Genomic DNA, 13,005 nt, shown 5'->3' on the forward strand with positions numbered 1-13,005 from the left:
ATACTTTCTCTCTTCCTCTGACAAAAAATTTTTGTAAGGCATCAATTACACCTAAATTTTATCTTTTCTAACCCAAATTATATACCTAATCAATGCGTCTTAGCTTATCTAATATTAAGTCATTTACCCACCGTGTAATGAATTACACGGCTAATGAGTTTACGTTCAATAAATTGAACTAAGATATTGATATTACCAATTTGTAATTGATTAAGCGGATTTACAGCAGTTTTCATTTCCTTAAACCATAATTTAGATAGTCACAAAGATTCCCTTTGCGTCTTAGCGCCTTTGCGAGAAACAAAAAAAAACGTGGTTTATTCATGTGAAATGAGCTGTAAGATAAGACAGATTACCAACCTCAAAATGTACAAAATCACATTTTTTAAAGTAAATACGTAGTTAAAACACAAGATTACATATACTAGACTGAGATAGTAAAACTTCATAATTGTCAACTGTCAATTTGCCCTCACGACTCCACCTTTTCAACACCATATATTTATATGAAAACCAGCGCCCGACACCCAGTGCAAAATCAGCTAAAGATACCACAATTAAATAATTGTCATAAATTAGAAATTATTGCTTACTTTCAACAGGCATGGCATTTAGAAAATGATGTATTTAAAAGTATTATTGATGAAGATATTTTTTATAAAAATCCTGATAAACTGCGTAACCCTTTAATTTTTTATGTTGGACATTCTGCCGTATTTTATATTAATAAATTAGTGATAGCAGGTTGGAATATTAAAAGGATTAACCCTGACTACGAAAAGATATTTGAGATGGGAGTCGATCCAGAATATCCCGGAGAATTAATAAAAATCATTAATAAATTACGTCAATATTCTCTAAAAAGTTTGGAGAATTATCGTCAACAAGTTTACCAAACTATTATTGACTTAATTGAAAATACTGATCTTGATTTACCCATTACTCCTAGTAGTAAATGGTGGGCAATAATCATGGGTATTGAGCATCAAAGAATCCACATTGAAACCTCATCAATGTTATTAAGACAATTACCATTAGACGTATTAAAAGCGCCCTCCGGCTGGGATTATCTTCCCTCTTTAGGTAAACCACCCCAACAGGAAATGATTACCGTTGAGGGTGGAGAAGTGAATTTAGGTATTACCTTAGAACATCCTTTTTATGGTTGGGATGTAGATTATGGTAGTAGAGAAGTGGAAGTAAAACCATTTCGAGTGAGTAAATATATGGTGACAAATGGAGAATTTCTCGATTTTGTCAGAGATGGAGGCTATGAAAACCCCGAATTTTGGTCTCCAGAGGCTTGGAAATGGTTGAATGGCGAAAATCGTCATCATCCTAAGTTTTGGCTGTGTGAGGGGCAATTTTATCGGTATCGGGCGCTTTTTCATGAGTTTGATTTACCCTTAGATTATCCTGCGGAAGTTAATCATCATGAAGCTATGGCATTTTTACGGTATCAAGAAGCCAAAACGGGGGAAAAGTATCAATTGATGTCGGAGGCACAATGGCATTTGGCACGTCAAAAAGATGATGAGTCTCTGACTAACTATAATCTCAATTTACGTTATCATTCCCCTAATCCCGTGGCGGAGGGCGCTGTTAGTGACAGTGGTATCGTGGATTTGCGTGGTAATGTTTGGGAATGGTTAGGGGAAACTTTCACCCCCCTATCAGGATTTACTCCTCATTATCTCTATGAAGATTATTCAGCGCCCTTTTTTGATAACCGACATTATCTATTGGTGGGGGGCGCTTGGATGACTAACGGCACAGAATCACTACCTTTTTATCGTAATTGGTTTCGCCCCCATTTTTATCAACACGCTGGGTTTAGATTAGTCCAAAATTAACATTTGTAAAATCTTTATCCATTGTCTTGATGTTGTACGACTAAAACAGGGCAGGAAGCATGGTGAAAGACATAATTACTAACACTACCCAAAAAGGCTTCTGATAAGCCCTTTCTACCCCTTCTACCGGTGACAATTAGATCAGCGCCCCAGTCTTTAGCGAGAGCGACAATTTCAGCGCCCGTATTCCCAGTCAAGCAAACATAATCGCTTTGGATACCTTTGCTTTGGGTTTCTTCATTGAGGGAGTGTAACCAAGTTCTAATTTTATCTCGATGCTCGGCAAAAACTTCCGCTTCCACCTCCCAGATTTCCGCCGAATAAATACCGGTGCTAATCATGGAAGGCATTAACATTTCTGAATGAGGAGCTAAATTTTCTTCTAAGCAATGACACATCATTAAATTCCCTTGATATTTTTCGGCTATATCTAAGGCGACTGCTAATATTTCTGAGCTAGTTAAAGGATATTCTAAGGCTACTAAAATCCTTTGAAAAGAAGGGCGAGGGGCGCTGGTTTCATGAGTCGATGATACTTGTTCCATATTATTACCCCATATCTATATAATCTTTATATTTTACTATGACATAATCGCCCTGTTGTGATGATTTTTTGACAAAAAAATTAATATATCAATATCAAATGATAGAGCCTCATAATTATCAATTGTCCATTTGCCCTCACCACTTGACTTTTTCACCATGATTTAAATAGGTTTTGTTTTAGTATTATTTTGTTTCCCATAAAGATAACTAACCAGCGCCCCCCGGACAAGCCGATAATAACATAATTCCCACAGCAATTTCAGGATTTAAAGACCACCACCATACCAAGAAAAAAGCAACCAAAGGTAAGAAAATTAACTGACAAAATAAACCGACAAAAACTGCTTTTGGCTTAATGGTAATTTGTTTAAAATCATCAGTGGTTAAAGATAAACTCATACCTAACATAATAATAATTAAGGCAACAGGCAAAAAAATTTCCGTCAGAATATTTCCTGTCATTTGATCACAAATTTAGTTCACTGTAAAATTATATAAAATTCAAAAAAGAACGCCACCATTAAAAATAAATAGGTGTTGCTGAAAAAGCAGTGCCGTGAGGAGAAGGGAAAGAAAGGGAGAAGAGAAAGCAAGGGAGATTATAATTCATAATTCATAATTCATAATTCATACAACCCTTGCCCTTTGCCAAACAGACTTAACTAACTACAGCGTCACGATCTAGTTTTAACATCAAAACACCTAAAGGAGGTAAACAAAGATCGAGAGATTGAGAATAAGTATGGAAAGGCCATTCCTCAGTCCATTTTCCCCCCAAATTACCCATATTACTACCACCGTAGTCTTTAGAATCACTGTTAAAGATTTCGGTATAAAATCCCATTTCAGGCACACCTACTCGATAATGGCTATGGGGTTGAGGGGTAAAATTACAGACAACGACGATAAAATCATCACTATTTTTGGCGCGACGGAGAAAAGAAACCACACTATGACGATTATCGCTACAGTCAATCCACTGGAAACCTTCTTTTGTGAAATCATTATCATACAAAGCAGGTTGAGACTTATATAAAGCGTTCAGATTTTTAAAAAATCCCTTTAATTTACCGTGGGATTCATACTGTAAAAGATGCCATTCTAAATCTGTCCAAACATTCCACTCACTCCACTGCCCAAATTCCATACTCATAAACATGGTTTTTTTGCCCGGATGCGCAAACATATAACTAAATAAAGCGCGTAAATTAGCAAATTTTTGCCATTCATCTCCCGGCATTTTGCCGATCATATTACTTTTACCATGGACTATTTCATCATGGGAGAGCGCTAACATATAGTTTTCACTATGGTGATACCACATACTGAAAGTGATGTTATTTTGATGAAACTGACGAAACCAAGAATCCATGGCGAAATAGTCTAGCATATCGTGCATCCAGCCCATGTTCCATTTCATGTTAAAGCCTAAACCGCCCATGTAGGCAGGACGAGAAACCATTGCCCAAGAGGTGGACTCCTCGGCAATAGATAAGATACCGGGGAAGTAACCAAAAATGGTGCTGTTAACTTGCCTTAAAAAGTCCACTGCTTCAATATTTTCTCTGCCACCATAGTCATTGGCTACCCATTCCCCATTTTCTCGGTCATAATCGAGGTACAACATGGAAGCTACCGCATCAACTCGGATTCCGTCAATATGGTATTTGTCAAACCAAAATAGCGCGTTTGCCACTAGAAAATTACGGACTTCATTTCGTCCATAGTTAAATACTAATGTACCCCATCCTTTATGTTCACCCTTGCGAGGATCGCCGTGTTCAAATAAGTGTGTACCATCAAAGAAGGCTAAACCATGACCATCTTTAGGGAAATGACCGGGTACCCAATCCACAATTACCCCAATACCGTTAAGATGGCATTGATCGATAAAGTACATCAAGTCTTCGGGTGTGCCATAGCGAGAAGTAGGAGCGTAGTATCCTGTAACTTGATAACCCCAAGAGCCATCGAAGGGATGTTCAGCGATGGGTAATAACTCAATATGAGTATAGCCTAATTCTTTAATATAAGGGATGAGGGCTTCTGCTAATTCGTAGTAGGTGAGAAAACGGGCATCAGGTTTGAGATCAGATGCGGTGGTCATTTCGGTTTTTTCGCCGTAGTGCTTGGGCGGTTGTTCCTTGGAAGTATGAAGCCATGAACCGATGTGCATTTCATAGACGGAAATGGGTTGAGAAAGGGGATCGGTATTGCGTCTTTTTTCGAGCCATTCTTGATCATGCCACTGATAGGAGTCTAAATCGGCAACAATGGAAGCGGTTTTGGGGCGCACTTCTTGGGCAAAGCCAAAAGGGTCTGATTTTTCGTAAATATGCCCTTCCCAGTTTTTGATTTCATACTTATAATGAGCGCCCGTCGCCACATCAGGAATAAATAATTCCCAAATAATATTATCTATTTTACGCATTTGATGCTCTCTGCCGTCCCAATTGTTAAAATCACCCAAAACGGAAACATTACGGGCGGAGGGCGCCCAAACGGCAAAATATACCCCTTTAACGCCATTTTGGACGATGGAGTGCGCTCCTAATTTTTCATAAATGCGATGGTGATTACCTTCCTTGAATAAGTAGAGGTCAAAATCAGTAATAGTTTGAGATTTAAACTGATAGGGATCATAAATAACCTTTTCTTGATCTCCTTCCTTTACTCTTAATTGATAATTATCTAATTCTTCAATTTCAATTTCACATTCAAAAAAATGGGGATGAAAACGAGACTGCATCTCAAACTCAATGCGATTTTCTGGAGATATGACATAAGCCTCTGTGGCTTTCGGTAAATAGGCTCTTACTATGTAAATTTTACTTTCTCCGTCATCGGATAATAGGTGTGAGCCTAAAATCTCAAAAGGGTCATGATGTAGATTATTAACAATTTGTTCTACTTGGTGTTGACTAATGTTACTAGGCATCTAATTTTGATCAGTTAAAGGTTTTTTTTATATATTGCCCTTATGATACCTAGAATTGAGAATTTAGAATTTAGAATTTAAAATTAAATCTTATGCAATTTTCTTTTTAATCCATGTCTGGCCAAGCTAGGATTAAACTTTTCACTTTTTTCTACTTCCTTCATTGGGACAGGTAGGGCAATGTTAATCGATTGTAACAATGTGATATAATTACCAAGAAATTGAGAAATAAACATAGACCAGAAATTAAACATCAGTCTATAGAATAAATACTAAAGAAAATGCTGCAATATCAAAGTATGCAACGTTTTTGAACTCAAATAAACCAAAATAGGGTTAAAAAAACCAACAAAGACCGTATTCTTATACAAAGACATTATGAAGAAAGACCTTAGCAAATATAGAAATATTGGGATTTTTGCCCACGTTGACGCTGGTAAAACCACCACTACAGAAAGAATCCTTAAATTAACTGGTAAAATTCACAAAATCGGTGAAGTACATGACGGTGCAGCTACCACCGACTTTATGGAACAAGAACAGGAAAGAGGTATTACCATTCAATCCGCCGCCACAAGCTGTTTTTGGAAAGATTATCAATTTAATATTATTGATACTCCCGGTCACGTTGACTTTACCATCGAAGTATATCGTTCTCTCAAAGTTCTTGACGGCGGTATTGGTGTATTTTGCGGTTCTGGTGGGGTTGAGCCTCAATCAGAAACCAACTGGCGTTATGCCAACGATTCCAAAGTAGCTCGGATCATCTATGTTAATAAATTAGACAGGACAGGCGCTAATTTCTTCAATGTTGTTAAACAAGTTAAAGAAATTTTAGCAGCTACTCCTTTGGTCATGGTTTTACCCATCGGTATTGAAAATGACTTTAAAGGTATGGTGGACTTATTAACCCGTAAGGCTTGGATATGGGATGATTCGGGAGACCCCATGAACTATACCGTTGAGGATGTTCCCGAAGACATGAAAGACGAGGTCGAAATGTATCGTGAACAGTTAATCGAAACTGCAGTAGAACAAAATGATGAACTCATGGAAAAATATCTCGAAGGAGAAGAAATCGCCGTTGAGGATATTAAAGCCTGTATCCGCAAAGGTACTCGTGAATTAGCTTTCTTCCCCACTTATTGCGGTTCTTCTTTCAAAAATAAAGGGGTACAATTAGTTCTTGATGCAGTAATTGACTATCTCCCAGCGCCCGACGAAGTTAACCCACAACCAATCGTGGATTTAGATGGTAATGAAACTGGTGAATTTGCCAAAGTTGATCCCGATGAAACTTTAAAAGCCTTAGCTTTCAAAATCATGGATGATCGCTACGGCGCCTTAACCTTTACTCGTATTTACTCTGGTAAGTTGGAGAAAGGTATGACTATCCTTAATACCGCCACTGGTAAAACAGAACGGGTGGGCAGAATTGTGGAAATGCACGCCAATGATCGTATTGAAATCGATCAAGCCCAAGCCGGTGATATTGTTGCCATCGTGGGCATGAAAAACATTCAAACTGGTCATACTCTTTGTGATCCCAATCATCCTGCCACCCTAGAACCAATGGTATTCCCCGATCCCGTTATCTCCATTTCTATTAAGCCTAAGCAAAAAGGCGGTAATGAGAAAATGGGTATGGCATTAAGTAAAATGGTACAAGAAGACCCCTCTTTTTATGTAGAAACCGATCAGGAAAGCGGTGAAACCATCATTAAAGGCATGGGAGAATTGCACCTCGATATTAAAGTGGACATTCTCAAACGTACCCACGGGGTAGAAGTGGAAGTCGGTAAACCTCAAGTAGCTTACCGTGAATCCATCACTAAAGTGGTTAATGATAGCTACACCCACAAGAAGCAGTCTGGAGGTTCTGGACAATTTGGACGTATTGACTACACCATCGAGCCGGGCGAACCGGGTACAGGCTTCCAGTTTGAATCTAAAGTTACTGGAGGTAACGTTCCCCGTGAGTTTTGGCCCGCCGTGCAAAAAGGTTTTGAAAACAGTATCGTCAAAGGTGTTTTAGCTGGTTATCCTTGTGTTGACCTTAAAGTCACTTTAACCGATGGTTCTTTCCACCCCGTGGACTCTAGTGCCATTGCGTTTGAAATTGCTGCCAAAGCTGGTTATCGTCAATCTATTCCTAAAGCAGGTCCTCAAATCTTAGAACCGATTATGAATGTGGATGTTTTCACCCCTGAAGATCACATTGGTGATGTCATTGGTGATCTTAACCGTCGTCGTGGCATGATTAAGTCTCAAAGTACCACTCCTATGGGTGTGAGAATTAAAGCAGAAGCGCCTTTGAGTGAGATGTTTGGTTACATCGGTGATTTGCGTACCATGACTTCTGGGCGTGGTCAATTCTCTATGGAGTTTGATCATTATGCTCCTTGTCCGAGAAATATTGCCGATCAGGTGATTACAGAAGCGAAAGAGCGTGAATTAGCTTTAGCTAAATAATTGATTGAGATGGTTTGCCCTCACCCCAACCCCTCTCCCACAGCAGGGGATTTTCAAAGTCAGGATCAAAATTGATTTGTTTTTGACAAGAAGACAATATAAGGATGATCCCCCCCAACCCCCCTTAAAAAGGGGGGAGATTCAGGGAGACAGGAGGATTTTTTACTATTAATTGATTTATTAGTAGTTAAAAACCTCTGAATTTCAGATTATTGGCTAGTTTGAGAAACTAACATTTTTGAGAATGAAAACGCCCTGCTCCCACAGGAGAGGGGAGTAATATTGATAAAAACTAACCACTCCTAATTAGGTGGTGCTGAAAAAGTATTTTAGTGAGGGGAGGTGTCGGGTTTCAGGTTTCAGGTGAAATGCTTATAAATTAAAGAGTTAAGCCAAATAGTTATTTTTCATAAATTGCTCATTTGTATCAATAATCTTTGATTAGGGGATCAGAAATACAAATTTTTTGGCAAAAAAAGAGTATTTTTGGCACTTTTTAAGCATTGAAACCTTTGCCCATTGCCCTTTCAACTTTGTCCTTTACCTGACGATTGCACTTTTTCCGCAAACCCTATTTATAGGCTACAATCTGGAGATTCCTTAACGGAATCTTCAGCAAAGTTTAACCAAGCGCCCATTATGTTTTCGGGTTCTACAGACATAATAATTTGATTAATAAAATCATTCCATAAGGGATCATTTGCTGGTAGAATAACTCCGTATTTTTCACAAGTTAAAGGTATTTTTGGCACTATTTCATATTCTCCATTTAGTGGCAAATTTAAAGATAAGGCAATACCAACTAATAAAATACCGTCACTGGCAAAAGCATCTATTCTATTGTTTTCCAGCGCCCTCCCCCCTTGTTTTGCACCGTTAGCACCATCAAAAAGACGTAAATTAGCTTGGGAAAATTGTTGGCTTAAATAGTCGGCAGTGGTGGTATTATTCAGCGCCCCTAACCGTAAATTATTATTAGTCGAATTAATATTATTAACTTGATTTTTTTTAGTTAAAAATTGTAATCCTGTTATAAAAAAAGGGTCAGAAAATGTAACGTTATAACCCTCAATTTCTCTGATGGTATTAGCTCCACATTCTAAATATACCACACCATCATTGACTAATTGAAAACGATTTTTAAGGTTAGAAACATAAACTTGAGTAGTGATACTTTGGCGATTAAGAATAACAGTCAAATTTTTTTGAATTAATTTTACAAACTCAAGGCAAATTCCCCTTAATTCTTGATTGTCGTCTCGGTAGCCAAAAGGAATGGCATTATCAGCAATGCCTACTTTTAATATCCCTGTATTTTCAATTTCTTTCAAAATATTTTGAGCATTTACCGGTAATTGGGATAAAAGGAGAAGGGCGCTGGTGATACTAATAGACTTAATTAGTAAGTTTTTGGTGAGAAAACTTAAGACTGCAATTTTAATATTCAATTTATTGCCGATATTTTTCCCTAATAATTGATATTTCATGAATGATTTAAGATCGCTATGTAGTTACAATAGAAACGGTAATAAATTAATTATGATTGAAGGAGTAAAGGAGATTGGATATTGACGACTTATTGGAAATTGGCACGATTGTAGCGCCCCAAGGATTGAAAGGAAAACTAAAAGTAAGAATAACCACTGATTTTCCCGAAAGATTTGAACAAAAAGGAGAAAGATGGTTAAAAATCCCTAATCAAGCGCCCGTCGCCGTAGAATTAATCAAAGGGCAAGAAGTGCCGGGAAAAGGAATATATGTCATTAGTTTAGCAGGAGTGGAAGATAGGACGGGCGCTGAAAAATTGAAAGGTGCGACATTATATGTAGATAAAAACCAGCGCCCTTCCCTTGCCAGTGACGAGTATCATGTGAATGATTTAATTGGTTTAGAAGTTTACAACCAACAAAACGGCGAAAATATTGGTATCGTTACGGATGTTTTCAGTGCAGGAAATGATATTTTGGAAGTGACACTACATAAACAGCCCGACATCGACACCACCCCAGAAAAAGATTTAAGCCAAATCAGTCGCATTTCTAAACGCAAAAAACTTAAACCGAAACAAAATAAACCCGTAACCGTTTTAATTCCTTTTGTTAAAGAAATAGTGCCGATTATCGATTTAGAACAAAAAATCGTTAAAATTGATCCTCCTTTGGGCTTATTAAAAGAGGAAGAGGCTATCATAATGGACAATGAATAATTGATGAAAAGGGCAAAGGGCAAAGGAAATTATTAATTCGTAATTCATAACTCAAAACTATTTCTAAACAAAGGTTTTAAGCATAGCTGTAAAGGTGTCAGGTATCGGGTGTTAGGTATTAGGTATTAGTAATAGGTTTGAAAATTACACCTAAAACCTGCAACCTGAAGCCTGAAACCTACTCACCCTTGCCCTTTTCCCTTCACTTCACGATTGCACTTTTTCAGCAAAACCTAGTTATTTAAAATAGGCTTCCAGCGCCCTCCCCACAATGTCACTCATGGGCAAATTTTCAGCTTGAGAAGTGGCTTTCAAAGTTTGATACCAGTCTTCGTTAACGGTGATGCGATGTTCACTTTTGCGATTACGGCGTTTTTTGGTAACTTTGTATGTAGTAGGATCGTATTGCGCCGCAAATTGACCTAAAGCATCGAAACCCACACGATGGCAAAATTGACCAAAAGTCTCCGCTTTTTGCTTATTATCACGGAAAAACACCAGTAGAGGCTCAAAAAATGTCTCTAACTCACTGATATTCAGTTTTTCTACATATACCTGAGCGAGTCTCGTTTGATTAGGGCAACCACCCAGCCAGATTTGATAGGTGTCGGGCGCTGAACCCACAAAGCCAATTTCCGCCATGTAGGGGCGCGCGCAACCGTTAGGACAGCCTGTCATGCGAATTACAAAGGTTTCTTTTGCCATGCCTAATTTAGCCAACAGGGTATCCATACGCTCTAAAATACTAGGTAAAATGCGCTCAGATTCTGTAGTAGCTAAACCGCAGGTAGGCAAAGCTGGACAAGCCATGGCATAACGGGTTAAGTGATTGACTTTCTTAACGTCTGTTTCTACACCATTTTTCTTGAGAATGGCGTTAATATCTTTTTGCCATTGGGGATCGATTTCATAAAGAATGATGTTATGATTTGCCGTTAAGCGCGTGGGTAATTCATACTTAGCGATGATTTGTTGGAGGGCGCTTTTTAGTTGAAATGTACCATCATTTTTTACTCTACCATTTTCTACGGAAATGCCCAAGAATTTTTTACCGTCACCTTGATCGTGCCATCCCAAATAATCTTCATATTTCCAGTCAGGAAGGGATTTGAAAGGCTCGATTTTTTTACCAAAAAATTCTTCTAATTGACTGCGGAATTTTTCTACACCCCAATCATTAATTAAATATTTCATGCGAGAGTGACGGCGATCAACTCTATTGCCGTAATCCCTTTGGGTGGCTACAATGGCTTTGACAAGATCAAAAATGTCATCTTTAGCAACATAACCGATTTCGTCAGCACTACGGGCGAAAGTATCTTCCTTGCGGTGGGTGCGCCCTAAACCGCCTCCAGCTAAGACGTTAAACCCTTCTAATTCTCCTGCATCGTTAGTAATTACTACTAAACTGACATCATGGGTATAAACATCAATGGAGTTATCTCCCGGCACGGTGACGCAACATTTGAATTTGCGTGGCATATAATGAGTACCGTAAATTGGTTCGATGGAGTCATGGAAAATTGTGCCGTTGCCATTTTTCTGGCGCGCTTCTTTTACTTCGGGCGCTTCTTCGGCGCTAATTACTTTTTCACCGTCTAACCAGATTTCATAATAAGCGCCCGTCTGCGGTGTCAATAAATCGGCAATTTTATCGGCATATTCCCACGCATATTGATATTCTGGACGATCTTTGTAAGGGGCGGGGGGCGCCATGACATTACGGTTTAAATCACCACAAGCGCCTAAAGTTGACCCCATACTTTTAACAATACTACTAATCACGGTTTTGAGATTTTTTTTCAGGATACCGTGAATTTGATAACCTTGACGAGTGGTAACTCTAAGGGTGTGATTACCATATTCTTCGCTGAGTTGATCAAGGGCGAGAAATAGTTGCGGTGGGATGAAACCGCCGGGGCTACGGGTGCGCAACATGAATTGATAATCTTTTTCTTGTCCTTTGATGCGATTATCTCGGTTATCTTGTTGGTATGAGCCATGGAATTTGAGAATTTGGATGGCATCTTCACTAAAATGCGTAGTATCTTGTAGTAATTCTGTAGCTACAGGTTCTCTTAAAAAGTTACTATTTTCTTTCATTACCTCCACTTTGGAGGGTTTTTTAGGGATAGTTATACTGTCTGTCATTAGTCTTATGTTGTTTTATATTCCTTCTCTTATTGTAATGGCGATCGGTGGAGGGCGCTGGATTTAATAAATAATTAATATTTAACTCTCTCGAAAATATTACTCCCCTCTCCTGTGGGAGAGGGGTTGGGGGTGAGGGCAAAGGGTTTTGATTCTGACTTTGCAAAAACCCTACTTAAAGATAACCAAAACCAGCAAGAGGCCAAAAGCGAAATATTGCCCTACCGATGATATAGTTTTCTGGTAAAAAACCCCAAATATGAGAGTCATTACTGTTATTACGATTATCTCCCATGACAAAAATATAACCTTCAGGGATAGTTATGGGCGCTAATTCATAGTTGGGGGATTCGAGAGTGTAATCTTCCGCAATGGGTTGATCATTAACATAAACCATGCCATCATGAACTGCAATGGTATCTCCCGAAGCGCCCATCACCCTTTTTATAAAAGCCTGACTAGAATCATAACCGAGAACTTGTAACTGTGGCGGAGGAGTGAAAACGATAATATCTTGAAAATGGGGAGTAGAAAAATGAGGGGTAATTTTTTCTACCACAATGCGATCTCCGATAGCTAAAGTCGGTAACATAGACTCAGAAGGAATATAACGAGGTTCGGCGATAAATATTCTAATTAGTAACGCTAGAATTAATCCAGCAGTGATAATTAAAATATTTTCTTTAACCTGTTGTTTTACCGATGACTTGGTTTCCATTTCAACATCTTAACCCATTAACAAAATACAGTTTATCACGAATGTTAATCTTTTTAAAAGTTATAAAAATTATCGAAGAATAAATAATTTTAAACCTCGTCTTTTAAGACATGAGGATAGA

Annotated in this window: 9 protein-coding genes; 3 read left to right on the plus strand and 6 right to left on the minus strand. The window is 38.3% G+C overall.

The genetic code is table 11. From position 1 onward, the window contains the following. Positions 1–506: 506 nt before the first annotated feature. Entirely contained in the window at positions 507–1,853 is a 1,347-nt protein-coding gene (gene ovoA / locus IGQ45_07760) for a 5-histidylcysteine sulfoxide synthase (protein MBF2057108.1), read from the plus strand. 14 nt (positions 1,854–1,867) lie between these two features. On the opposite strand, the gene IGQ45_07765 is transcribed toward ovoA, so the two are convergent. The 3 genes from IGQ45_07765 to glgB all read right to left on the minus strand — a co-directional run bounded on the left by IGQ45_07765 (position 1,868) and on the right by glgB (position 5,337). Then, the gene (locus IGQ45_07765; GenBank protein MBF2057109.1) at positions 1,868–2,398 is read right to left on the minus strand and encodes a universal stress protein; all 531 of its coding nucleotides are present in this window, start codon (positions 2,396–2,398) and stop codon (positions 1,868–1,870) included. 208 nt (positions 2,399–2,606) lie between these two features. Further along, the gene (locus IGQ45_07770) at positions 2,607–2,861 is read right to left on the minus strand and encodes a hypothetical protein (protein MBF2057110.1); all 255 of its coding nucleotides are present in this window, start codon (positions 2,859–2,861) and stop codon (positions 2,607–2,609) included. Between the two features lie 196 nt (positions 2,862–3,057). After that, positions 3,058–5,337, minus strand: coding sequence for a 1,4-alpha-glucan branching enzyme (glgB, locus tag IGQ45_07775; GenBank protein MBF2057111.1), 2,280 nt, complete (start codon positions 5,335–5,337; stop codon positions 3,058–3,060). Positions 5,338–5,715: 378 nt separating this feature from the next. Here glgB and IGQ45_07780 point away from each other — a divergent pair, with 378 nt between their 5' ends. Next, positions 5,716–7,809 carry an elongation factor G gene (locus IGQ45_07780; GenBank protein ID MBF2057112.1) on the plus strand — a complete coding sequence of 698 codons (2,094 nt, stop codon included), beginning with the start codon at positions 5,716–5,718 and terminating at the stop codon, positions 7,807–7,809. A 575-nt stretch (positions 7,810–8,384) separates the two neighbouring features. Here the strand turns inward: IGQ45_07780 and IGQ45_07785 are convergent. Further along, positions 8,385–9,296: a transporter substrate-binding domain-containing protein gene (locus IGQ45_07785; GenBank protein MBF2057113.1), complete on the minus strand. Its 912-nt coding sequence runs from the start codon at positions 9,294–9,296 to the stop codon at positions 8,385–8,387. A 74-nt stretch (positions 9,297–9,370) separates the two neighbouring features. Here IGQ45_07785 and rimM point away from each other — a divergent pair, with 74 nt between their 5' ends. Next, positions 9,371–10,015 (plus strand): ribosome maturation factor RimM, encoded by a 645-nt coding sequence (rimM, locus tag IGQ45_07790; protein MBF2057114.1) that lies wholly within the window; start codon positions 9,371–9,373, stop codon positions 10,013–10,015. 237 nt (positions 10,016–10,252) lie between these two features. Here the strand turns inward: rimM and sir are convergent, their stop codons facing one another. Further along, positions 10,253–12,166, minus strand: coding sequence for a sulfite reductase, ferredoxin dependent (sir, locus tag IGQ45_07795; GenBank protein ID MBF2057115.1), 1,914 nt, complete (start codon positions 12,164–12,166; stop codon positions 10,253–10,255). A 175-nt stretch (positions 12,167–12,341) separates the two neighbouring features. Beyond that, positions 12,342–12,884 (minus strand): signal peptidase I, encoded by a 543-nt coding sequence (lepB, locus tag IGQ45_07800; GenBank protein MBF2057116.1) that lies wholly within the window; start codon positions 12,882–12,884, stop codon positions 12,342–12,344. Positions 12,885–13,005 lie beyond the last annotated feature (121 nt).

It is taken from the genome of Cyanobacterium sp. T60_A2020_053 (assembly GCA_015272165.1).
Classification (GTDB): Bacteria; Cyanobacteriota; Cyanobacteriia; order Cyanobacteriales; family Cyanobacteriaceae; genus Cyanobacterium.